This window comes from Variovorax sp. KBW07, from assembly GCF_003852515.1.
Taxonomy (GTDB): Bacteria; Pseudomonadota; Gammaproteobacteria; order Burkholderiales; family Burkholderiaceae_C; genus Variovorax.
The window spans coordinates 1-22,071 of sequence record NZ_QAJK01000236.1 but is presented as its reverse complement, the minus strand read 5'-3'; the positions used below and the strand labels follow the sequence as shown (position 1 = coordinate 22,071).

General features: G+C 68.3%; 19 protein-coding genes and 1 other RNA gene. 9 read left to right on the top strand and 11 right to left on the bottom strand.

Annotated features, from left to right (window positions below; all coding sequences use genetic code 11):
* Positions 1-120: 120 nt before the first annotated feature.
* Positions 121-1,134, bottom strand: a complete 1,014-nt coding sequence (locus DBV14_RS32595; RefSeq protein ID WP_185546204.1) for a tripartite tricarboxylate transporter substrate binding protein — start codon at positions 1,132-1,134, stop codon at positions 121-123.
* A 122-nt stretch (positions 1,135-1,256) separates the two neighbouring features.
* Here DBV14_RS32595 and DBV14_RS32590 point away from each other — a divergent pair, with 122 nt between their 5' ends.
* From DBV14_RS32590 to DBV14_RS32580, 3 genes are all read left to right on the top strand, one after another.
* Entirely contained in the window at positions 1,257-2,948 is a 1,692-nt protein-coding gene (locus tag DBV14_RS32590) for an MBL fold metallo-hydrolase (protein WP_124466228.1), read from the top strand.
* Positions 2,945-3,697: an RNA pseudouridine synthase gene (locus tag DBV14_RS32585; protein WP_124466226.1), complete on the top strand. Its 753-nt coding sequence runs from the start codon at positions 2,945-2,947 to the stop codon at positions 3,695-3,697. The genes DBV14_RS32590 and DBV14_RS32585 overlap by 4 nt, the downstream gene beginning before the upstream one ends.
* A gap of 121 nt (positions 3,698-3,818) precedes the next feature.
* Positions 3,819-4,361 carry a hypothetical protein gene (locus DBV14_RS32580; RefSeq protein WP_124466224.1) on the top strand — a complete coding sequence of 181 codons (543 nt, stop codon included), beginning with the start codon at positions 3,819-3,821 and terminating at the stop codon, positions 4,359-4,361.
* A 46-nt stretch (positions 4,362-4,407) separates the two neighbouring features.
* On the opposite strand, the gene DBV14_RS32575 is transcribed toward DBV14_RS32580, so the two are convergent.
* The 7 genes from DBV14_RS32575 to DBV14_RS32545 form a co-directional block, all read right to left on the bottom strand.
* Positions 4,408-5,901 (bottom strand): efflux transporter outer membrane subunit, encoded by a 1,494-nt coding sequence (locus DBV14_RS32575; protein ID WP_124466221.1) that lies wholly within the window; start codon positions 5,899-5,901, stop codon positions 4,408-4,410.
* Positions 5,898-6,854, bottom strand: a complete 957-nt coding sequence (locus tag DBV14_RS32570) for an efflux RND transporter periplasmic adaptor subunit (RefSeq protein ID WP_124466218.1) — start codon at positions 6,852-6,854, stop codon at positions 5,898-5,900. Before DBV14_RS32570 ends, DBV14_RS32575 begins: the two co-directional genes overlap by 4 nt.
* Before the next feature lie 10 nt (positions 6,855-6,864).
* Positions 6,865-7,071: a DUF1656 domain-containing protein gene (locus DBV14_RS32565; RefSeq protein WP_124466215.1), complete on the bottom strand. Its 207-nt coding sequence runs from the start codon at positions 7,069-7,071 to the stop codon at positions 6,865-6,867.
* A complete protein-coding gene (locus DBV14_RS32560; RefSeq protein WP_124466212.1) occupies positions 7,068-9,284 on the bottom strand; it encodes an FUSC family protein in 2,217 nt (738 codons plus the stop codon). The genes DBV14_RS32565 and DBV14_RS32560 overlap by 4 nt, the downstream gene beginning before the upstream one ends.
* Positions 9,285-9,782, bottom strand: coding sequence for a MarR family winged helix-turn-helix transcriptional regulator (locus tag DBV14_RS32555; protein WP_260397309.1), 498 nt, complete (start codon positions 9,780-9,782; stop codon positions 9,285-9,287).
* Between the two features lie 118 nt (positions 9,783-9,900).
* Positions 9,901-10,258: RNase P RNA component class A (rnpB, locus tag DBV14_RS32550), an RNA gene on the bottom strand.
* A gap of 9 nt (positions 10,259-10,267) precedes the next feature.
* Positions 10,268-11,095: a helix-turn-helix transcriptional regulator gene (locus DBV14_RS32545; RefSeq protein ID WP_124466209.1), complete on the bottom strand. Its 828-nt coding sequence runs from the start codon at positions 11,093-11,095 to the stop codon at positions 10,268-10,270.
* Positions 11,096-11,229: 134 nt separating this feature from the next.
* Here DBV14_RS32545 and DBV14_RS32540 point away from each other — a divergent pair, with 134 nt between their 5' ends.
* Complete coding sequence (locus DBV14_RS32540; RefSeq protein WP_124466231.1) at positions 11,230-12,126, top strand: DMT family transporter; 897 nt, start codon at positions 11,230-11,232, stop codon at positions 12,124-12,126.
* Positions 12,127-12,152: 26 nt separating this feature from the next.
* On the opposite strand, the gene DBV14_RS32535 is transcribed toward DBV14_RS32540, so the two are convergent.
* Positions 12,153-13,022: a molybdopterin-dependent oxidoreductase gene (locus DBV14_RS32535; RefSeq protein ID WP_260397308.1), complete on the bottom strand. Its 870-nt coding sequence runs from the start codon at positions 13,020-13,022 to the stop codon at positions 12,153-12,155.
* 378 nt (positions 13,023-13,400) lie between these two features.
* On the opposite strand from DBV14_RS32535, the gene msrB reads away from it, so the two are divergent.
* The 5 genes from msrB to DBV14_RS32510 all read left to right on the top strand — a co-directional run bounded on the left by msrB (position 13,401) and on the right by DBV14_RS32510 (position 18,378).
* A complete protein-coding gene (gene msrB / locus DBV14_RS32530) occupies positions 13,401-13,931 on the top strand; it encodes a peptide-methionine (R)-S-oxide reductase MsrB (RefSeq protein ID WP_124466203.1) in 531 nt (176 codons plus the stop codon).
* 82 nt (positions 13,932-14,013) lie between these two features.
* Entirely contained in the window at positions 14,014-14,934 is a 921-nt protein-coding gene (gene cysK / locus DBV14_RS32525; RefSeq protein WP_124466200.1) for a cysteine synthase A, read from the top strand.
* A gap of 143 nt (positions 14,935-15,077) precedes the next feature.
* On the top strand, positions 15,078-16,751 hold the full coding sequence (locus tag DBV14_RS32520) for an NAD(P)/FAD-dependent oxidoreductase (RefSeq protein WP_124466196.1): 1,674 nt from the start codon (positions 15,078-15,080) through the stop codon (positions 16,749-16,751).
* Between the two features lie 74 nt (positions 16,752-16,825).
* Positions 16,826-17,323 (top strand): VUT family protein, encoded by a 498-nt coding sequence (locus tag DBV14_RS32515; protein WP_260397310.1) that lies wholly within the window; start codon positions 16,826-16,828, stop codon positions 17,321-17,323.
* A 128-nt stretch (positions 17,324-17,451) separates the two neighbouring features.
* A complete protein-coding gene (locus DBV14_RS32510) occupies positions 17,452-18,378 on the top strand; it encodes a ProQ/FINO family protein (RefSeq protein WP_124466190.1) in 927 nt (308 codons plus the stop codon).
* A gap of 82 nt (positions 18,379-18,460) precedes the next feature.
* Here the strand turns inward: DBV14_RS32510 and htpX are convergent, their stop codons facing one another.
* Together htpX and DBV14_RS32500 are read right to left on the bottom strand one after the other, a co-directional pair.
* Positions 18,461-19,339, bottom strand: a complete 879-nt coding sequence (gene htpX, locus DBV14_RS32505) for a protease HtpX (RefSeq protein ID WP_124466187.1) — start codon at positions 19,337-19,339, stop codon at positions 18,461-18,463.
* 183 nt (positions 19,340-19,522) lie between these two features.
* Complete coding sequence (locus tag DBV14_RS32500) at positions 19,523-21,832, bottom strand: IgaA/UmoB family intracellular growth attenuator (RefSeq protein ID WP_185546203.1); 2,310 nt, start codon at positions 21,830-21,832, stop codon at positions 19,523-19,525.
* Positions 21,833-22,071 lie beyond the last annotated feature (239 nt).

Here is a 22,071-nt window from a genome sequence, read left to right as displayed (position 1 = left end):
TCCCCGCAGCGAAATAAAGGAGGAGCGAAGCGGGGGACATTCGCGGAGGGGAGTACCCGGTGTCATTCGCACAAACCAAGAATGACCCCGCACCCGCACCCGCATCCAAACAGCAGCACGTCAGTCAATGCTGATGTTCGCGGCCTTGGCAACTTCGGCCCACTTCACCCGGTTCGCATGCACAGTCTTCTTGAACTGCGCTGGCGTTTCGATGCGCACCGTATTCCCCTGGCTCTCGAACCGCTCGCGAATTTCCGGCTGCTCGAGCACCGCCTTCACAGCCGCATTCAGCTTGTCCACAATCTGCGGGTCCGTGCCCTTCGGCGCGAAGATTCCGAACCAGATCGAGCTGTCGAAACCCTTCGTGCCCGGCAGCCCGCTGGATGCGATCGTCGGCACCTCTTTCACCGCCGGCACCGCTGCCGCCGTCGTCACGCCCAGCAACCGTACCTTGCCCGCCTTGTAGTGCGGCAACACCGTTTGGACCTGGTTCATGATGCAGCAGGTCTCGCCGCGTACCACCGACGTGATCGCTTCCGGACCGCCCTTGTACGGCACGTGCACCATCTCCAGCCCCAGCCGCGAATTGAACTCCGCAAACGCCATGTGCGTGCCCGCGCCGTTGCCTGTAGACGCATAGTTGTACTTGCCGGGATTGGCCTTGACCAGCGCCACAAACTCCTTCAATGTCTTGACGTTGATCACGTCCGGATTGATGGTCAGAACGTTCGATACGTCCAGCACCGGCGACACGGGAACGAAGTCGGCTTCCACGTCGAAGGGCAGCTTCTTGTACAGCGCGGCGTTGCTGCCGTGCGTGGCCGCGGTGCCGAAGGAAAGCGTGTAGCCGTCGGGCTTGGCGTGCGCCACGTACTCGCTGGCAATGTTGCCCGCAGCGCCGGACTTGTAGTCGATGATGACCGGCCGTCCGAGTTGTTTGGCCAGCGGTTCCTGGATGGTGCGGGCCACCACGTCGACGCCCGATCCGGCCGGAAAGCCCATGATCAATGTGACGGGTTGTTGCGGCCAGTCGGGCTGGGCAAGGGCAACGGGCGATGCGGCGGCACACAACAGCGACAACAGTGCGGCGCCTGCCAGCGGCAGCGCGCGGCGCGAGAAGGGAGAATGGGCCATGACTGTCTTTCTTCGAGGCAAACAACGATGCAGCCGCGCATTGTGGCGCGCGGCTCATGCCCGAATCCCTCTGAGCTTATGCCCGACACACGGGCAGGTCCACCGCTCTCCATAATCACCCCATGGTCCGTTCCACCCAACAACTCCACCCCGCACGCGAGCCCGCGGCCGTGCGCGCGGCCGCCACCGTGCTGCTGCTGCGCGACACCCCGGCCGGCATCGAAGTGCTGATGACGCGGCGCTCGGCCACCGCCAGCTTTGCACCGGGCGCCTATGTGTTCCCCGGCGGCCACATCGACGAAGCCGACGAGGCCGCCAAGCGCATCGCCACGCGCCGCCCCACGCAAAGCCGCGTGCAGCGCACGCAAGCCATCGCGGCCATTCGCGAGGCTTTCGAAGAACTCGGCATCCTGCTCGCGCACCACGCCGACGGCCGCCCCGTGAGCGCCGAAGACATCGCCGCGATGGACCGCAACGACACCGCGGGCACCGCCTTCGCGGACCAGTGCGCGGCACGCGGGCTGGTGCTCGATTCCGACAAGGTGTTCACCTTCGCGCACTGGATCACCGACCGCGACCTGCCCAAGCGCTTCGACGTGCCCTTCCTGGTCGCGCGCATGCCCGAGGGCCAGACGCCCACGGCCGACGAAAGCGAACAGTTCGAGCCCTGCTGGGTGCGCCCGGCCGACGCGCTGGCCCGCCACGAGGCGGGCAGCTTCTTCATGATCTTCCCGACGGTGCGCACGCTGCAGCGCATGGCCGCATACGCCACCGTCGACGCGGTGCTCGCTGCCTGCGCCACCAGCGGCCCCGGCGGCGTGGGCGAAGGCCCGCTGTGGACCAGTTGCCCGCGCGGCGGACTGCTCAAGGGCCAGGACGTGCGCTACATGGAACACGAGTCGCCCTTCGGCGAACTGGCGCTGGTGTGCCCCGACGGCCAGATGACGCATGCGCTGGACTGGCAGAGCGAGCAGCCGGTGCCGCTGCTGAAGAACGTGATGCGCCTGACCGCGCCCAACCCGAGCGCCATGACCGGCCCGGGCACCAACAGCTACATCGTGGGCGACGCGGCCACGGGCTACATCGTCATCGATCCGGGCCCGAACGACTTCGACCACATCGGCCGGCTGTGGCGCGCCACGCACGGCGACATCCGCATGATCGTCTGCACGCACTCGCATGCCGACCACTCGCCGGGCGCCGCGCCGTTGCAGGCGCTGTGCAAGGGCGCCAAGCCGCCGATCCTGGGCCTGTCGTCCGCACCGACCGCGCGCTCGTCGGCACGCTTCACGGCCGAGCGCGAACTGAAGGACGGCGAACGCCTGGTGCTCTCGGGCAGCACCGCCGAAGGCGAAGCCGAAGCCATCACGCACACCCTGCGCGTGATCCACACGCCTGGCCATGCGGCCAACCACCTGTGCCTGGTGCTGGAAGAAGACGGCCTGCTGTTCTCGGGCGACCACATCCTGAACGGCAGCACCACGGTGGTCGATCCACCGGACGGCGACATGAGCGCCTACCTGGGCTCGCTCGACACGCTCGATGCGGCCTGCGAAGCGGGCAATGTCGAATTCATTCTTCCCGCGCACGGCTACGTGATCGGCTTTGCCCGCACCGCCATCGCGATGCTGAAGGCGCACCGCCTGAAGCGCGAAGCCAAGATTGCCGCCGCCATGCGGAAACTGCCCGAAGGCACCCCCGAAGAGTGGTTGCCGCTTGCCTACGACGACGTGCCCGAGCGCATGTGGCCGGTGGCGGCCCGCTCGCTGGCCGCGCACGTGGCGCGCATCCGGCAACTGACTGCGTCCCCATGAACAACAACAGAAACGTCAACATCAAAACCAACAACAACAACAACGCTTCCGAAGACGAAGGCGTTCGCCTCGCCAAGCGCGTGGCCGCCATGGCCGGCGTGTCGCGGCGCGAGGCCGAATTGCTGATCGAGAACGGCGCGGTGCGCGTCGATGGCGTGCCCGCCACGCTGCCGCAGTCGCGCGTGCTGCCGCAACAGGTGGTCGAGATCAAGGAGGGCGCCAGGCCCGAGCCCATCTTGCCGGTCACGCTGCTGCTGTACAAACCGGCGGGCATGGCAACCGACGTGGCGCACCGCCTGCTGGTGGCGGCCAACCACCACGAGCCCGAGCGCGCGGGCCAGCGCTTTCTGCCGGTGCACGCCAAGGGGCAGCACTGCATGACGCCGCTGGAAACAGGCGCGAGCGGACTGGTGGCCTACACGCAGGAATTTCGCATCGAACGCAAGCTGCAGGAAGACGCGGGCATCCTCGAGCATGAAGTGATGGTCGACGTGGCGGGCACGGTAGGCCCCGAGGTACTGGCGCGGCTGGAGCGCTCGCCGGCGCGCGTGAGCATCGGCCGCCAGGCCGACGACCAGACCGGCCTGCGCTTTGCGCTCAAGGGCGCGCGGCCCGGGCAGATTGCCAACATCTGCGACAGCGTCGATTTGCGCATCCTGGCGATGCGGCGCATCCGCATCGGCCGGGTGCCGCTGGCGGGCCTGCAGCCGGGCCAGTGGCGCTACCTGGCGCCGCACGAACGCTTCTGAACGAAGACAGACAGACAACGACAACAACAAGAAGAAGAGGACGACACACGACGCTGCACCGCGTGTTCGCGGCTGCAATTTTCAGCCAGCGGCCTCGTGCCGCCGACAGGGAGACTGAGCCATGAAGTTCGGACCACCGAGCGCCGCCCTTGCCTGCACCGTGCCCCTGGCACTGGTGGCGGGCTGCACCTACCTTTCGCCGGCGCCGCCGCCCGCGCCACCCGCACCGCCGCCCGCGGTGATCTCCAAAGACGGGCTCGCGCCCATCACCGAAGAGCAGGTGGAGCGCATCCGCGAGGCCATCGGCGGCAAGGCACCGAGCCCCGCGGTGGGCAAGGTGGTGCGCAGCGCCTCGCCCACCATCGAGTCTTTCGTGCGGGCCGAAGGCTGCATCACCGCGCGCAACGGCGCGGTGCTCAGCCCCTTCGCCGCGCCCGGCCGCCTGTTCGACGGCACGGGCTTCCAGGGCGGGCCGATGTCGGAAATGCAGTACCACGACAAGACGGCCTGCGTGACCGTCAAGCGCATCCAGAACTGGAAGATGGTCTCGCCCAAGCTGCTGCGCTTCGAGGTGGTCTACGTGGGCGACGACGGCGAGGAACGCGCCGTGAAACGGCACGAGCTGATGCGCCAGCCGAAGGGCGGCTGGCTCTTCACGCGCTGAAGGCAGGCGGCTGGCCGCTGGTCGCAAGCGACCAGCGTGGCCTGACCTATTGCTTCGAGGCCGACGGCACCGTCTGGCCCTGCGCAAGAGGGACCGCATCGGCTGCCTGCGCGTCGGGCTCCCAGCCGCCACCGAGCGCCATGAACAGCACGACCTGGTCGTCGGCCAGTTGCGCTTCGCTGGCCGCAAGGGCGGCGTCGCTGGCGGCCAGCGAGCGTTCGGCATCGAGCGCATCGAGGTACGCGGTGCGGCCGTTCTGGTACAGCTGGCGTGCCTGCGCGGCCACCTTGGCGCTTTCGTCGCGCGACGCCTGCAGGGCGGCGCGGCGGTCGAGTTCGCGGGCGTAGGTGCCGAGCGCGGTTTCGGTTTCGCGCAGTGCGGTCAGCACGGTGCCGTCGAACTTTGCGAGCGCGGCGCGCGTGCCGGCCTCGGCCTGCGCGATGCGGGCCTGCGCAGCGCCGGTGTTCGGAATGGTCCACGAGATGAGCGGGCCCAGGCTCCAGGCCAAAGTGTCCTTGCGGCCGAAGTCGTTGGCATGGCCGGCGGAAGAACCCGAAAGCCCCAGCGTCACCTTCGGATAGAGGTCGGCCGTTGCCACCCCGATGCGCGCGGTGGATGCGGCAAGGCTGCGCTCGGCCTGGCGGATGTCGGGGCGGCGGCGCAGCAGCGCGGCGCCATCGCCCACGGGCAAGGTGCCGGCCACGCGCGGCGGCACGGTGCAGTCGGCCACTTCGCGCGGAAAGTCCTGCGGCAGTGCGCCGGTGAGCGTGGCAAGGCGGTAGAGCGCGCCCTGCCGCTCGGCCTTGAGCGGCGGCAGCGCGGCATTCAGCTGCTGCAGTTGCGCCCGTGCGCGGCCCGCGTCGATGGCGCCGGCGCGGCCCGCGCGCTGCAGGCGGTCGGTCACGTTCACCGCGTCCTGCTGCAGTGCGACGGACTTCTGCGCAATCTGCAGGCGCAGGCCCGTCGAGCAGGCTTCGGCATAGGCACGCGCGGTGCCCGCGGCCACGTTCACGCGCACGAGGTCGAGCCCCGCTTCGGCCGATTCGGTGCTGGCGCCGGCGGCCTCGATGGCGCGGCGGATCTGGCCGAACAGATCGACCTGGTAGGACAGCGAGGCACCCGCGCTGTAGTTGAAGGTGTTCGGCGGCTCGTAGCCCTTCTGCAGCAGCGACAGGCCCGACACATGGCCGAACGAGGGGCCGCCGTTCACGCCCAGCGTGGGGTACTTGGCACCGGCCACTTCGGCCTCGATGGCGCGTTCGCGCTCGAGGTTGGCCACGGCCTGCCGCAGGTCGGTGTTGTGCGCCAGCGCCTGCGTCACCAGACGGTCGAGCAGCGGGTCGTTGTACAGGCGCCACCAGTGCGCGGGCAACGGCGCGGCATTGGCGGGGCCTTCGGCAAAGGGCCGTGCGGCAGCGCCCTGGCTTGCCAGCGCCTCGGACGGCTGGTGGTAGTCGGGGCCGACCGCCGCGCAGGCCGCGAGCGCGGCCGCGACGGCCAGCGACGCGATTCGGAAAGCGAAGCGGGGCATGGCGTTCATCCCTTCTGCGGCGCGGGCACCGTTGCGGCGGCGGGAGCCGATGCGCTGCTGTTGCCTGGCGCCTTGTTCTCCAGCACCTGCACAGTGACGGTCTGGCCCGCGACCAGCCGCGCGCCCTGCGGCAGCGCATCGAGCTTGATGCGCACCGGAATGCGCTGCGCGAGCCGCACCCAGTTGAAGGTCGGGTTCACGCTGGGCAGCAGGTTGGCGCTGGTGGAGCGGTCGCGGTCGGCAATGCCGGCAGCCACGCTGTCGACCGCGCCTTCGAACACGGCGCCGCCGCCCATCGGCGTGACACGCACGCGGTCGCCCAGGTGAATGCGCGGCAGCTTGGTTTCTTCGAAATAGCCCTCGACGTAGAACGATTGCGCATCGACCAGCGCCAGCACCGGATGCCCGGCGGCGGCGTAGCTGCCCTGGCGCAGATCGAGGTTGGTGACGAGGCCGTCGGCCGGCGCGCGCACCTGGGCGCGCTGCAGGTTGAGGCGGGCCGAATCGAGCGCCACTTCGGCCTGCGCCACGGCGGCCTGCGATTGTTCGACGCGGGCACGGGCCTGTTCGCGCGACTCCTTGGACACCAGTTCGTCGAGCCCGGTGTTGCGTGCGCTTTCGCGCTGGGCCTGCGCGCTCACGGCACGTTGCGCGGACAGCGCGGCCTGGGCCTGGCGCACGGCGAGGTCGTAGCGCGCGCGGTCGACTTCGAACAGCAGCGTGCCGGCCGCGACCGACTGGTTGTCGTGGATGGGCACTGAGGTGACGAGGCCCGACACGTCGGGCGCGATCTGGACCACGTTGGCGCGCACGCGGCCGTCGCGCGTCCACGGCGCGAGCTCGTAGTGGTCCCAGAGCCTGAAGCCGGCCCAGACGGCCGCGGCCACCACGACCACGGTAAGGGCGACCCGCCCGATGCGTTGTGCCCAGGGGTTGCTGTCGGCGGAAGGACTGGTTTTCATCGGAATCTCGTCATTGCAGGTAAGAGGTGACGCGGCTCAGCGCGTAGAGCAGCAGCAGGTACAGCGCCATGTCGAACAGCGCCGGGTGCCACACCCAGCGGTAGATGCCGGTGGCCGCGAGCAGGCGTCGCACGCCCCACAGGACCAGCAGCGCGGCCGTGGCCAACACCATGATCCAGGGCACGTAGAGGCCGTAGAAACTGGCTTCGCCGATCATGGTGCGGAGGCTCCTGGGTTGGGCGCGGCCAGCATGGGCGGCGCGTCGGGAAAAAGATTGCGGCGCAGGCCGACCAGTGCGGTAACGGCGGAACGCGACGCGGAAGAAGCCGAAGAAGAAACGGAAGAAGACGCGGAAGCCGAGGCATCACGCGCCGCGAGCACGGCACCCAGCGCTTCGTCGATCTGCGGCAGCAGGCCTTGCGGACGCGGCGCCGCGCGGCCCTCGCCGCGCTGGCGGAAAAAGCGCGCGATGCCGCCGAGCAGCGCGGCCGAAGTGGCCAGCGGCAACTGGCCGCGCACGCGTTGCAGCACGGCGATGTCGGCGCCCATGCGCAGGTCGCGCAGCGCATCGTTGGCGGCCACGCCCTCAACCGTGCCACCGGCCTGCGCGATGCGCGGCGCCAGCAGGCCGATGCGGTCGAGCATGCGCACGGCATAGGCCTCGCTCTGCGCGTACTGCGGCTGCGACGATGCAGCCATGTCGCCCAGCTCGCGCCAGGTGGCGCGCTGGATGCGGCGCGCGCTCCAGTCGGCGCCGACCGAACGCACCAGCCGCGTGACGCGCGCCGCGACCAACACGCCGACGACCTGGCCGATCATGCTGTTGATGAAGCTCACGAGGTCGGCGCTGGCGGTGTCGTGCAGTGCCAGCGTGCCGGCCACGCCGAAGACCAGCGCCATCGCGGGCATGAAATGGGTGGGCCGCGGCAGGTAGAGGCCGAGCAGCAAGAACAGCGGCGCGCAGATCACGACCAGCATGCCGAAGGCCTGCACCATGGGCATGAGCACCAGCACGTAGAGCGCCGAGATGGGGATCGACCACAGCGTCCACTTCAGGAAGCCGTGGATCGCCGGCACGGGGTCGTCCATGGTGGCGAAGAAGCAGCAGAACACGGCGGCCATCATGGTGGCGGCGGAACCCATGGGCCAGCCGGTGAGGATCCAGAAGGCGCCGCACAGGCAGATGGCAATGACGGCCGCAAGGGCCGACAGCAGCGCCATGCCGTAGTCGCGGTGCAGCGCGCGGTTGCCGAGCGCGGCCGTGCGACGCAGCGGCGCGGCGCCCTTCAGGCCTTCGTCGATGTCCAGGCGCAACTGGGCGCAGGCGGTCCAGCCGTCGACCAGTTCTTCGAGGCGGCCCGCGAGGCCGATGCGCAGTGCGCGGCCCCAGGGCGTGAGGGGTTGCGCCGCGTCGTTGCTGCTGTCGTCCTTGTTGTTGCTGCCGTTTGAAGAAGGCGTGGCGCCCAGCGCATCGATCGAACGGCGCAGGGCTTGCAGGCGTTCGGCGCGGGCGGCCGTGTGGCCGCTCGCGGGCTCGGCTTCTTCGCGCAGCCACTGCGCGGCTTGCGCAAGCACGGCGGCCACGTCGGGCGCGAGCGCGCCTTCGGCCTGTTCGAGCGCGCGCAAGCGGTCTTCGACGGCCGAGAGCGCGGGCGTGAGCGCGGCCACGCGGTCCTGCATCGCGCGGATCGCGCCGGCGGTCCAGCGCAGGTGCGTGGTGTCGAAGGGCACGTGGGTCGACAGCAGCCGCAGCTGCGTGATGTCGCCGGCCAGGCGGCGGCGGTCGTCGTCGAGGCGCCTGGGATCGGCATCCTTGCCGCTGCTGCTGCCACTGCCGCCGCTGCCATTGCGGCCGGCCGGCTGGAGCAGGTCGCCGAGCCATTGGCGTGCGTCCTTCAGGGTGCGGTCGAGCAGGCCCAGCACGGTGGGCGCGAGCCCCACGGGCAGCACCAGGCTGTGGATCAGCGTGGCGCAGAAGATGCCCAGGCCGATTTCTTCCACGCGCGCCACGGCGGTGTCAAACAGCACCAGCGGCGTCTGCACCGACGGAAAGCCGATCAGCGCGGCCGTGTAGCCCGCGAGCATGAAGATGTACGAACGCGGCGTGCGGTCGAACAGCGAGATGCACAGGCACAGGCCGACCCACAGCGCGAGCACCAGCGTCAGCAACTCGGGTGCGTTGGACAGCGCGGGCACCATCAGCACGGTCGCCATGCAACCGATCAGCGTGCCGCTGAAGCGGTACACGGCCTTGGAGCGCACCGCGCCGGCCAACGGGTGAGCAACGATGTAGGTGGTCATCAACGCCCAGAACGGGCGCGGCAGGCCTGCGCGGCTGGCAAGGTACATCGCCAGCATGGCGGCCGCAAAGCTCTTGCCGGAAAACAGAAGCTCCGCGCGGCTGAAGCGCGGCAGGCGGAGCGCGGCCATTTACTTGCGCCCTTCCTGCGGGGCCGGGGTGCCGCGGCGCAGGCGCTCTTCGAGCGTGGCAAAGACGCGCAGGCAGGCGGCAAGGTCTTCGTCGGACACGCCTTCGAACACCGACGCGCGCATCAGGCTCAGCGAAGCCTCGATGGGCGCACGGGCGGCCATGCCGGCGGGCGTCAGGTGCAGGGTCTTGGCGCGGCGGTCGGCCGGGTCTTCGCGGCGTTCGATGAACCCCACTTCGACCAGCTGGTCGAGCGAGCGCACCAGCGAGGGCCCTTCGATGCCCAGCGCCTCGGCCAGCACGCCCTGGCGCACTTCGCCGTCCATGCGGCCCAGCACCACGATCGGCCAGGCCAGCGTCTGCGACACGCCGACGTGCGCCACCGCCTTGTCGGCCGCGGCACGGTAGCCGCGCTGCAGCGTCGACAGCGACATGCCGAACGCCATCAGCGCGGCTTCGCGCCGTTCTGCCGCTGATGCGGCGGGTGTCGGGTCGGCCATGTCGATTTCCAATTAGTTAGCTTGCTATCTATTATACGGGTAAACCCGAGAAGACGTGCAAGCGCACCACGGCGCCATGCCGCGGGCGCACCCATGGAAATCAGGAAGAAAAGGAAAAGTGTGAAGCCCGCCGATAAGCCGGATTCTGTGCACCGAAAGCCTCTTGCGAAACCTTCGGCGTGACCGCCATTACTCTGGGCCGTTTGTCACCAAACGGCTCGATGCCACCTACCCGCCAGCTCAGCGGAACCACCTCGATACTGGCCTACTTGGTGTTGCTGCGCGCAGAGATTGCCCGTTTCACCCGAACTCAATCGGCTCGTCTCTGTTGCTCTGATCCTCACCTCACGGTGGAGAGTCGTTAACTCCTGCGCTGTCCTATGCAGTCCGGACGTTCCTCCAGTGCGGTCTTTCGACGCGACGCCCTAAGGCGTTGCCCCTTTCGGGCTTGCACCAGCGGCGGTCTGGCGGGCTTCACGCCTCGATTATCGCCCGGCGCGCGGAGGCCTTTCGTCCGCAAGGCCGCAGAACTCGCGCCGGTACTGCTCGGGCGTGGTGCCGGCCTCGCGCTGGAACATCGCAATGAAGGCCGAGGCGGTGCTGTAGCCCAGGTCGAAGGCAATCTCCTGCACGCTGCGGCCGGCCTCGAGCGCATCGATGGCACGCAGGAAGCGCAACCGCTGGCGCCAGTCGCCGAACGACATGCCCAGCTCGCGCTGGCATTGGCGCGCCAGCGTGCGCTCGGTCATGTGCACGCTGTCGGCCCATTCGGCCAGCGAGCGATGGTCGCCGGGGTCGGCCTGCAGCGCTTCGAGCACGGCCACGAGCGCCGGTGCAGCGGCGGCCGGCAGGTAGCAGCGCTGCACCTCGGCCACCTCGAGCTGGTCGACCACCACATGCGCCAGGCGCAGGTCGGCCGGGGTGGCGGGCACATGCACGTCGCGCGCCGCGAAGTCGGCCAGCACGCTCTTGATGATCGGGCTGATGCGCACGGTGCAGGGCTCGGCCGGCAGCCGCTCGCACAGGTCTGGCGTGATGTAGATCGAGCGGTAGACCACCGCGTGCCGCAGCGTGCAGCTGTGCACCACCTTCGGCGGAATCCAAACCGCGTACTGCGGCGGCGAGAGAAAGCGCAGGCCCTCGGTCTCCATCTGCATCGTGCCGTGCGCGGCGTAGTTCAGGTGGCCCCAGGTGTGGCTGTGCGGCGCGGCCCGCACGTCGGCCCCGAACTCGTCGTAGCGGAAATAGAAGGGGCCCGCCATCCCCTCGACGTTCAGGATCGGGACGAGACGCGGCTTGTCTGTTCGGGCCATGGTCTGGTTCGGTGATCGGGGATCGGTGATCGATTGCAGAAGGTCCGTAATTCCGGACGATATGTCCTGATCGAGCTATATGCCTCAGGACAGACGCGCCGATGATAGCCACGTACTCCGAAGAAAGCTCCGTCATGTGGCAATACGCCTTCCCTCTGCTCGCCGTCGTGATCTGGTCCGGCAACACCGTCGTCAGCAAGATGGCGGCGGGCACCATCGCGCCGGCCGAGATCAGCTTCTACCGCTGGCTGCTGGCCGCCCTGCTCTTCACGCCGCTGGCGCTGCGGCCGGTGCTGCGCAACTGGACGGCGATTCGCCCGCAGTTGGGCCGCATCGCGGTGCTCGGCCTGCTGGGCATGGTGGTCTACCAGAGCCTGGCGTACTACGCGGCCTACCTGACCACGGCCACGCACATGGGCATCATCGGCTCGCTCACGCCGATGATGGTGCTGGGGCTGTCCATATTGCTGCTGGGCCAGGGGCTCACGGCCGGCGCGGTGGCGGGCTCGCTGGTGTCGATCGGTGGCGTGCTGGTGGTGGTGTCGTCGGGCGACCTCGGCACGCTGCTCAAGAGCGGCGCCAACATGGGCGACGGCCTGATGCTGCTGGCCATGCTGGCCTATGCCGTCTACGTGATCCTGCTCAAGCGCTGGGGCATGAAGGACGTGCCCGCGCTGCAGCTGCTGTACCTGCAGATCGTGGTGGCCGTGGTCGCGCTGCTGCCGCTGTACCTGCTCACGCCCAGGATGGGCCTGTCGGCCGCCAACCTGCCGCTGATCGGCTTTGCCGGCCTGGGCGCCTCGATGCTCGCGCCGCTGGTATGGATGCACACGGTGGCGCACATCGGCCCGAGCCGCGCGAGCATGTTCTTCAACCTGATCCCGCTGTTCACCGCGCTGATCGCCGCTTTCGTCATCGGCGAATCGCTTGCGGCGTACCACGCGGTGGGCGGGGTGCTGACGGTGGCCGGCGTGCTGCTGGCGGAGCTGTGGAAGGCTCCGCTGCGAGGCAGCCGCGCCATCGCCGGGTGATCGCTGGGTGATCTCCGGACCGTGAACTACGGCGTGCCCGCCGCGAACACCTCGATGGCGATGAGGTTCGACACCGAACGGCTCTGCTTCACATCTCCCGGCAGCACGAGGCGCGCGAAGCCGGTGGTCGTCAGGTCCACGCCGTTCATCTGGTAGGCGACCAGCGCGCCCTTGTTGCCGAAGCCGGGATTGATCTCCCCCAGCGACACCGTGGCCCGGTAGCCGTCGCTGCCGGTCGCCACGGCGTACATGCCGAGCGTGACGTTCTTCGGCGTCGCGGGCAGGCCCACCTTGTTCAGCAGCGTCCAGAGGCTGACGCCCCGGTAGGTGTTGGCGCCGATGGTGACGTCGATCGCGGGTGTCAGCCCCGACAGCGCAGCCAGGTCGAAGTTCATGGGCGCGGTCACCTTGCCCGAGACGGCGAACAAGCCCGACACGCCGCCGCCGACGCCAGGCACTGTGGCCGGCGGCGCGACCACATCGAGCCGCGTCAGGTTCGACACGTAGCGCCCGCCCTTCACGTCGCCCGGCGCCGTCACGCGGAACGGCCCGTCGGCCGCGGGCAGCGGCGCCGAGACGCCCGCCGTGGTTTCGGCGTACGCGACCGCGGCGGGCTTGTTGCCGTAGTCGGGGCTCAGCTCGCCCAGCGCGAACACCACCTTGTAGCCATCGGCGCCCGTCGCCAGCACATGGCGGCTCAGCAGGTCGTTCTTGCGCGTGCCATCGAACTGCAGGCCCGCATCGTTCAGCAGCGACCAGAGGCTGGTGCCGGTGTAGGTGTGCGCCTGGGGCCCGCTGCCGCTGGAGAAGTTGACCGCCTGGGTGACAGCTGTGCGCGCCGCGAGGTCGGCCGCGGTCAGGGCCCCCGGCCGGTCGATGGCGCCGCCCAGTTGCACCGCCGGTGCTGGTGGTGCCGGCGGCGGGGGAGGCGGCGGTGGGGCCGAGGGCGACGGGGCCGGTGGAACGAGGGGCAGGAAAACACCGTCGCCGTCCCCTCCTCCGCCACAACCCGCGAGCACGAGCGCGGCAGCTGCCGCAACCAATCCTTTGGACCCACGCATATCTCAAGTCTCCATCTTCGATGTATTTTTTCCGACATGGCGACTGCCGCACTCCCGCTGTAACCCGGCACCCCGTTCGTCCGAACTGGAAGAAGCAACGCCGTCGCCGACCCGTTGAATGCTGTCTTGCAATCAACGGGCGAATGTACATCGTTGTATTCACATGAACATATCGAACGCGATATTCCGATCCACGCTTTCCGGAGACACGCCATGACGCACAACACTGGACGCCGCCTTGCCATCGCGGCCGGAACCTCGACACTGGGGCTGGCCATCGCCCAGGCCTTCGGCTGGGGCGTGCGGCCGGCGCACGCGGCCCAGGCGGCACAAACGGCGAAAGCCGCGGCATTCGAGGTCACGCACACCGAGCAGGAGTGGCGCAAGCTGCTCGACGCCAACCAGTTCGCGGTGCTGCGCCAGGAAGGCACCGAGCGGCCCTACACCAGCCCGCTGAACGACGAGCACCGCGTCGGCCGCTTCAGCTGCGCGGGCTGCGCGCTCGACCTGTTCTCGTCGAAGACCAAGTTCGACAGCAAGACCGGCTGGCCCAGCTTCTGGCAGCCGCTGGACAACGCCGTGGGCGAGCACAAGGACACCAGCTTCGGCATGACCCGCACCGAAGTGCACTGCCGCCGCTGCGGCGGCCACCTGGGCCACGTGTTCGACGACGGCCCCAAGCCCACCGGGCTGCGCTACTGCATGAACGGCGTGGCGATGAAGTTCACGCCCGGATCGGCATAAAGGTCGAAGGTTTGAAGGGTTGCGGGCAAGTCTCACAATGCGCGCTGTCCGTCCGACAAACGCATTGATCCAAGGAGATTCCATGAAGGCCCAGAACATCCTCCAGACCATCGGCAACACGCCGCACATTCGCATCAACCGCCTGTTCGGCAATGCGAAGCAGCAGGTCTGGGTCAAGTCCGAGCGCGCCAACCCCGGTGGCTCCATCAAGGACCGCATCGCGCTGTCGATGGTGGAAGACGCCGAGAAAAGCGGCGCGCTCAAGCCCGGCGGCACCATCGTCGAGCCCACCTCGGGCAACACCGGCATCGGCCTGGCCATGGTGGCGGCCGTCAAGGGCTACAAGCTGATCCTGGTGATGCCCGACAGCATGTCCATCGAGCGCCGCCGCCTGATGCTGGCCTACGGCGCCACCTTCGACCTGACGCCGCGCGCCGGCGGCATGAAGGCCTCCATTGCCCGCGCCGAGGAAATCGTGGCCGGCACACCCGGCGCGTGGATGCCGCAGCAGTTCAACAACCCCGCCAATGTCGACGTGCACGTGCGCACCACGGCCGAGGAAATCGCGGCCGACTTTCCCGATGGCATCGACGTGCTCATCACCGGCGTGGGCACCGGCGGCCACATCACCGGCGTGGCGAAGGTGCTGAAGAAGAAGTGGCCGAAACTGCAGGTGTTCGCGGTCGAGCCGGTGGCTTCGCCCGTCATCTCGGGCGGCGCGCCGGCACCGCACCCCATTCAAGGCATCGGCGCGGGCTTCATCCCCAAGAACCTCGACACCTCGCTGCTCGACGGCGTGCTGCAGGTCGATGCCGAACCGGCCCGCGAAATGGCCCGCCGCTGCGCGCAGGAAGAAGGCATTTTGGTCGGCATCTCGTCGGGCGCCACGCTGGCCGCCATTGCGCAGAAGCTGCCTTCGCTGGCACCCGACGCGGTGGTGCTGGGCTTCAACTACGACACCGGCGAGCGCTACCTGTCTGTCGAAGGCTTCCTGCCGGCTTGATTTTTTCGTGGAACACCGCGGAACCGGCTTTGCCGGGCCGCTGGTGTTGCCCCCGGTAGGGGGTTGGAGAAGCGACACGAAGTGCGCGAAGCCTGGGGGCGAGTAAAATCGCTGGCTGCTTGATAACCACAAGCCACCACGACATGCTGCGAATTTCAGAACTCAAACTCCCGCTCGACCACGCCCCCGAGGCGCTGGCCGCACTGATCGCCAGGACGCTCGACGTCCCGCCCGAAGCGATCGCCTCCCACACCGTCTTCAAGCGCAGCTTCGATGCGCGCAAGGTCGACCTGCTCACGGTCTACATCTGCGACGTGCAGCTGGCCGATGCCAAGCTGCAAGCCACCCTGCTCGCAAAGCACGCCGGCCACCCGCACATCCAGCCCACGCCCAACATGGCCTACACGCCGCCGGCCAATGCGGCCGAAGGCACGGCACGGCCGGTGGTCATCGGCTTCGGCCCCTGCGGCATCTTCGCGGCGCTGATGCTCGCGAAGATGGGCTTCAAGCCCATCGTGCTCGAACGCGGCAAGACCGTGCGCCAGCGCACCCGCGACACCTGGGGCCTGTGGCGCAAGAGCACGCTCAACCCCGAGTCGAACGTGCAGTTCGGCGAAGGCGGTGCCGGCACCTTTTCCGACGGCAAGCTCTACAGCCAGATCAAGGACCCGCGCTTCCTCGGCCGCAAGGTGATGGAAGAGTTCGTCAAGGCCGGCGCACCGCCTGAAATTCTTTACGTCGCGCATCCGCACATCGGCACCTTCAAGCTGGTGAAGGTGGTCGAGAACATCCGCGAACAGATCGTCGCACTGGGCGGCGAGATCCGTTTCGAGCAGCGCGTGACCGACGTGCACATCGAAGACGGCCACCTGCGCGGCCTGACCGTGCTCGACCAGAGCACCGGCACCCGCAGCGAGCTGCGCGCCGACCACGTCGTGATGGCGCTGGGCCACAGCTCGCGCGACACCTTCGAGATGCTGCATGCGCGAGGCGTGCACATCGAGGCCAAGCCTTTCTCCATCGGCTTTCGCGTCGAGCACCCGCAAGGGCTGATCGACCGCGCGCGCTGGGGCCGCCATGCGGGCCACCCACTGCTCGGCGCGGCCGACTACAAGCTGGTGCACCACGCCAGCAACGGCCGCTCGGTGTACAGCTTCTGCATGTGCCCCGGCGGCACCGTGGTCGCGGCCACCAGCGAGCCGGGCCGCGTGGTCACCAACGGCATGAGCCAGTACTCGCGCAACGAGCGCAACGCCAACGCCGGCATCGTGGTGGGCATCGACCCGCGCGACTTCCCCGGCTGGAGCGCCGACGCGCCCGGCGATGCGCTCGCCGGCATCGTGCTGCAGCGCGAGCTTGAATCGAACGCCTTCGTGCTCGGCGGCAGCGACTACCGCGCGCCGGGCCAGCTGGTCGGCGACTTCATCGCCGGCAAGCCCTCGACCGCGCTCGGCAGCGTCACGCCGTCGTACAAGCCCGGCGTCACGCCCACCGACCTGCACAAGGCATTGCCCGCCTACGCCATCGAGGCCATGCGCGAAGCCTTTCCGGCCTTCGGCCGCAAGATCAAGGGCTTCGACCTGCACGATGCCGTGCTCACCGGCGTTGAAACGCGCACCTCATCGCCCATCCGCATCACGCGCGGCGACGACTTCCAGAGCCTCAACGTGCGCGGCCTCTACCCCGCCGGCGAAGGCGCGAGCTACGCGGGCGGCATTCTCTCGGCCGGCGTCGACGGCATCAAGGTGGCCGAAGCCGTGGCCCATGGCGTGCTGGCCGAAGCCGAACAGGCGCGGCGCCTTGCGAGTGCCGCCTGATGCAGGCCATGACGACCACGCCCCTGCGCTTCGCGCGGCCCACCGCCGGCCAGCTCGCCGTTGCCACGCTGGCCATGGCCGCCGTGGTGCTGGCGTCCAACATCCTCGTGCAGTTCGCCATCAACGACTGGCTGACCTGGGGCGCCTTCACCTACCCGGTGGCCTACCTCGTGAGCGACCTCGTCAACCGGCGCTTCGGCCCCGGCATGGCGCGGCGCGTGGCCTGGGTCGGCTTCGCGGTGGCGGTGGTGGTGTCGCTGCTGCTCGCGCCCGCACGCATCGCCGCTGCTTCGGGGTTGGCCTTCATCGCCTCGCAACTGCTCGACATCCGCGTCTTCAACCGGCTGCGGCAGGGCCTCTGGTGGCGTGCGCCGCTGGTGGCCACCGTGATCGCGGCCGTGCTCGACAGCATCGTGTTCTGGGGCATCGCCTTCGCGGGCACCGACGGCCCGTGGATCACCTGGGCGCTCGGCGACCTGGGCGTGAAGCTCGGCGTCGGCGTGCTGATGCTGCTGCCCTTCCGCTTGCTGATCGGACGGCAGGCCGCGCGTTCCGCGGCAACCAGCCATTGAAGCGCCCGATGCCCATGCACCCTGGCTTCAGGTTCAACACCGACAATATGTTCAAGACGTTCCCTCGGCGCTGAGCGCCGGGACCCTTCCTTTTTTTGCCTTGCCGCCAACCTGACACACCTCGATCGATGACCGATACCGCCACGCCCCAAGAAACCCAGGAAGTCCGCGAAGTCAAGGAAGACACGGGCAACGACACCCAGCAAGCGCAGCAGGCCGAGCAGCAGCAACAGCAGCCGGAGCAGCAGCAAGCCCCACAACAGCCGCGCGCCGGCAAGGGCCGCTCGCAGCGGGGCGGCGGAGGCCAACAGCAGCAACGCTCGCAAAAGGCGAAGCAGCCGCAGGGGCAACAGCAGCAACAACAACAACGCCCGCAGCGCAAGGTCCATCCCGCGCTCGAGAAGCTGTTCGCGCTGTACCCGAAGATGTTCGGCGCGCATTTCTTGCCGCTCAAGCTCGGCGTGTACCAGGACCTGCTGGCGCAGCACCCCGACGAGTTCAAGAAGGAAGACCTGAAGGTTGCCCTCGGCCTGCACGCCCGCTCCACGCGTTATCTCGAAGCGGTGGCCGCCGGCCACCAGCGCCATGACCTGCAGGGCGTGCCCGTTGAACCGGTGGCGCCCGAGCACGTGCACCACGCCATCCTCGAAGTGTTCAAGCGCCGCCAGGCCCGCTCGAACGAAGACCTGCGGCCCCACGTGGTGACGCGCATCATCGCGGCCATCGAGGCCTCGGGCCTGGGCCGCGATGCCTATGCCGAGCGCGTGCGCACGCAGGACGAAACCAACAACGCCCTGCTCGACGAAGCCGTCGCCGAACTGGGCCGCCAAGCCGCCAAGCGCGAAGCCCTGTTCCGCGCCTTCACGGCCAGCGGCCGCAGCGAAGCCGAGTTTGCCGAGATGTACGGCATGGACCCGGACGAAGTGGCGCGCACGCTGGCGCGCGTGCGGGCGGACCAGGTGCAGGCTGAAGCTGCTGCTGCTGCCGCAGCGGCAGCAGCAACCACCGTCAGCAGCGAAGAAGCTGGCGCAAGCGGCGACGCCACCGCGTCCTGACCCCTGGCGAATCGCCCAAGAAAAAACCGGCGCACGCGCCGGTTTTTTTGTGCCCGCCCGAATGGGCCTGGGGAGCGATCGATCAGCGCTGCTGCGCGTTCTGCAGCGCCGCAATGCGCTCTTCGATTGGCGGGTGCGTGGCGAACAGCTTGCCGATGCTGCCCGTGATGCCCATGGCTTCCACGGCCTTCGGCAGTTCGCCGGCCGGCAGGCCGCCCAGGCGCGCGAGCGCGTTGATCATCGGCTGCTTCTGGCCCATGAGCGCGGCGGCACCGGCGTCGGCGCGAAACTCGCGATGGCGCGAGAACCAGGCCACCACCATCGCCGCGGCAAAGCCGAGCACGATGTCCAGCACGATGGTGCTCACGTAGTAGCCGATGCCGGGGCCCGACGAACGGTCGTCGCCGCGGCGCAGGAAGCTGTCGACCGCATAGCCGATCACGCGCGAGAGGAACACGACAAACGTGTTCATCACACCCTGGATGAGCGTCATGGTGACCATGTCGCCGTTGGCGATGTGGGCCACCTCGTGGCCGATGACGGCCTCGACTTCTTCGCGCGTCATGCCTTGCAGCAGGCCGGTGGACACGGCCACCAGCGACGAGTTCTTGAAGGCGCCGGTGGCAAAGGCATTGGGCTCGCCTTCGAAGATCGCGACCTCGGGCATGCCGATGCCGGCCTTGTCGGCGAACTTGCGCACGGTGGCGACAATCCAGGCCTCGTCGGGCGACTGGGGGTTGTCGATCATGCGCAGGCCGGCCGTCCACTTGGCCATGGGCTTGCTGATGAGCAGCGAGATGATGGCGCCACCGAAGCCCATGACCAGCGCGAAGCCGAGCAGCGCCGTCAGGTTGAGCCCGTTGGCCGTGAGGAAGCGATTGACGCCGAGCAGGCTGGCGACGACGCCGAGCACCGCAACGACCATCACGTTGGTCAAAACGAACAGAAGGATACGTTTCAAGTTGAATTCTCCGTGGGGAACACTGCCGCACAGATGAGGACCGGTACAGCCTGTTTCAAGCCACGCCCGGTCTTCGGTCTGCAGGCCCTGTGTGTTGTTGTACGTTCTGGGGCGCTACCGAATGGCGGCATTTGGTAGAGCCATGATAGGAGCAAAAGTTCTAGCCCCGCGGTATTCCCCGTGTCAGAACAGGCCTGTCGCACCCGGTGCCGGGCGGCCCTGGATGTCGGCCCGCAGCCGGGTTCCGCGGCGCAGGCTCTGCGTCAGGCGCAGCACGAACAGCACGCCGTTCACCAGCAGCAGGCCCGCCGCGAACAGCCACCACAGCGCATGGGCGCCGGCCGATGCCGCCTGCGCCGGATCGAGGCTGGGGTCGATGCGCACGATGGGAGCGCCCGCTTCGTCGGTGCCACTTGCCGTGACAAGGCCCGCCAGCACGAAGGGCCGCACGCCCTCGGGGGCGGCGTTGTGCTGCAGGCGAGCCCATCGGCCGAGCAGTGAAGAATCGCTGTCTTCCTCGGCCACGGCCACCGCCGCATCGGCGTCCACGGCTTCGGCGGCTTCGGTGTTGGCATCACCACCCGGCTTGGCCTGCACGGCGCCGATCAGCGCCGTAGACGCCAGCACCACGCCGCCCTTGGCCGGCACGATGGACGGAATGGCGGCTTCGATGCGCGTCGCGACAAAGCTGTCGACCGCCTGGCGGGCGGCGCGCTGCATCGACGCCAGCTGACGGCGCGACACCACGAGGTCGGCGTTTTCCTTGCCGGGCTGCGCACTGGCCAACAGCCCTGCCCAGTTGTGGATGGGCGTGTCGGTGCCGTCTTTTTCCACCGTGGCTTCGGCCGCGTTCACGATGGCGCGCTGCAGGGTGCCGCAGTCGGCCGGCGAAAGGCCGCCGCTCTCTTTGCACGCCGCTTCGATGGTGGCGACCGAGCGGTCGAAGTGCCGCACGATCATCGGCATGTTCTCGCGCGACCGGTACGCCGACAGCGGGTCGGGCGCCTGGCCCATCTGCATGCGCAGCATTTCGATCAGCCCGGCGGCCATGCCGTTCTCGGACGCCCGAATGAAAGCGGGGCTGCCCAGCGCCTGGATGCTCTCGGGAATCTCCAGAGCGGGCACGACCGGAGCGCTGCCGTTCCAGCGCATGGTGGTGCAATCGACCGTCGGCACCGCGCGATCGTTCTTTCCGCTCAGGTCGATCTCGCAACGGCCTTCGCCCTTCACGCTCACGTGGCTGGCCCACGTGGGCGGGTTGTCGGCCAGCTGCCGCGCCTCGGTGTACGCGGGGCTCTCGCCATGAGAGAACCACTGCACCACCAGCGCCGCCTCGCCACGCAGGTCGGGCGCCGAGAGAAACAACGCAATGGCCGCCAGCAGGCCGATCAGCAGGTGCAGCAGGTGGCGCCCCCAGAACACGGGCCGAAAACGCCGCCATTCGTCGGCCACCGACCACTTGTCGCCGAAGCTCACCGCGCTGTAGTCGCTGGTGCGCAACTCGGCCTCGATCACTTCGCCGTAGGGCATGTCGCGCGTGTTGCTCCAGTCCGAAGGCGGCACGAAGCTGAGCTTGTCGCCGATGAAGAGCCCCATCCGCTTGATCGACGCATTGCCGGCATTGACCACAGCGATCTGGTTGAGCATGCCGCGCACGCGATTGACCGGCTGCGGCTGGCGCACGAAAGACGTGGCCGAGGGCCGACGCAGAAAGAGCCACACCGCGCACAGGCCGGAAAGCAGCCCCGCGCCCAGCAGGTAGGCATGCGCGCCGCGCGTGGCGTCCCAGGTGGCGAGCCACAAGAGAATGAAAGCAACGAGCCAGACAAGCGCCGAAGCCCAGCCCTGGCCACGGCCCACGCGGCTCGCCACTTCGTCGGGCGTTTCGGTGCGCTGGCTCAGGATGTCGACCTCGCCACGCTGGAAACGCGCGTTCGGGTCCGCCGCAACAAATGCTGCCTCCGCCGCTGCAACAGGCGCCAGCGGGTCGATGCCGTCCGCGGGTTCCTCGATGTTCGGCAGTGCACCGATTTCGCCGCGCTTCCATTGCTTGTCTTGTGCCTGCTGGCGCTGCGCGCGCTGACGGCCTTCGAGCAGGTCGAAGCCGTTGAGCCGGATGACGACCGCGCATTTCTTGCTGAGCACCACCAGCGCTTCGTTGTACGACTCGACGAAGTCGATGGCGTCGTAGGGCAGCAGCACGTCGACGTCGCCGATGGTGTCGTGTGTGGTGGTAGAGCCTTGCGACTCGAGGCCGTGCCGCACGAAGGCACCTGTGAGTTCGCGCACGTCGTCATCGGCGGTGAGGCCCTGGCCAATCAGGAAGGGCTGGAGCGCGGACTTCTCTTCGTCAGTGATGCGGCGCAGGACAGCGGCGGACTGAAAATCCTTGAAGGCACTGCGATTGCCGGAGCGGCGTGTCGCATAGACGATGAAGCTGTAGATGGCGTAGAGGATCAGTCCGACCTTGAGAACGATGATGACGGTGTCCATGCTGTTGTTCGATTTCCTCTGAGATTGATCTTGTTTTGAATCGACGCATTGTGCTTGTGCGATTCGTTGGCGCGGCTTGTTTGGAGTGCTGCTGTTTGCGGTCATTCAGGGCGACGCTCACGCCGACGGTGTGCTCTGCTCCGCGAATGTCCCCCGCTTCGCTCCTCCTTTATTTCGCTGCGCAGAGCACACCATCCGCGTGAGCGTCATCAGAGTGGTCGTTGATCAGCGGTACACCA

Excerpts from the sequence above, each read along its gene's own strand:
- DBV14_RS32595 (WP_185546204.1), bottom strand. The coding sequence starts at position 1,134 with ATGGCCCATTCTCCCTTCTCGCGCCGCGCGCTGCCGCTGGCAGGCGCC.
- DBV14_RS32590 (WP_124466228.1), top strand. The coding sequence starts at position 1,257 with ATGGTCCGTTCCACCCAACAACTCCACCCCGCACGCGAGCCCGCGGCC.
- DBV14_RS32585 (WP_124466226.1), top strand. The coding sequence starts at position 2,945 with ATGAACAACAACAGAAACGTCAACATCAAAACCAACAACAACAACAAC.
- DBV14_RS32580 (WP_124466224.1), top strand. The coding sequence starts at position 3,819 with ATGAAGTTCGGACCACCGAGCGCCGCCCTTGCCTGCACCGTGCCCCTG.
- DBV14_RS32575 (WP_124466221.1), bottom strand. The coding sequence starts at position 5,901 with ATGAACGCCATGCCCCGCTTCGCTTTCCGAATCGCGTCGCTGGCCGTC.
- DBV14_RS32570 (WP_124466218.1), bottom strand. The coding sequence starts at position 6,854 with ATGAAAACCAGTCCTTCCGCCGACAGCAACCCCTGGGCACAACGCATC.
- DBV14_RS32565 (WP_124466215.1), bottom strand. The coding sequence starts at position 7,071 with ATGATCGGCGAAGCCAGTTTCTACGGCCTCTACGTGCCCTGGATCATG.
- DBV14_RS32560 (WP_124466212.1), bottom strand. The coding sequence starts at position 9,284 with ATGGCCGCGCTCCGCCTGCCGCGCTTCAGCCGCGCGGAGCTTCTGTTT.
- DBV14_RS32555 (WP_260397309.1), bottom strand. The coding sequence starts at position 9,782 with ATGGCCGACCCGACACCCGCCGCATCAGCGGCAGAACGGCGCGAAGCC.
- DBV14_RS32545 (WP_124466209.1), bottom strand. The coding sequence starts at position 11,095 with ATGGCCCGAACAGACAAGCCGCGTCTCGTCCCGATCCTGAACGTCGAG.
- DBV14_RS32540 (WP_124466231.1), top strand. The coding sequence starts at position 11,230 with ATGTGGCAATACGCCTTCCCTCTGCTCGCCGTCGTGATCTGGTCCGGC.
- msrB (WP_124466203.1), top strand. The coding sequence starts at position 13,401 with ATGACGCACAACACTGGACGCCGCCTTGCCATCGCGGCCGGAACCTCG.
- cysK (WP_124466200.1), top strand. The coding sequence starts at position 14,014 with ATGAAGGCCCAGAACATCCTCCAGACCATCGGCAACACGCCGCACATT.
- DBV14_RS32520 (WP_124466196.1), top strand. The coding sequence starts at position 15,078 with ATGCTGCGAATTTCAGAACTCAAACTCCCGCTCGACCACGCCCCCGAG.
- DBV14_RS32515 (WP_260397310.1), top strand. The coding sequence starts at position 16,826 with ATGGCCGCCGTGGTGCTGGCGTCCAACATCCTCGTGCAGTTCGCCATC.
- DBV14_RS32510 (WP_124466190.1), top strand. The coding sequence starts at position 17,452 with ATGACCGATACCGCCACGCCCCAAGAAACCCAGGAAGTCCGCGAAGTC.
- DBV14_RS32500 (WP_185546203.1), bottom strand. The coding sequence starts at position 21,832 with ATGGACACCGTCATCATCGTTCTCAAGGTCGGACTGATCCTCTACGCC.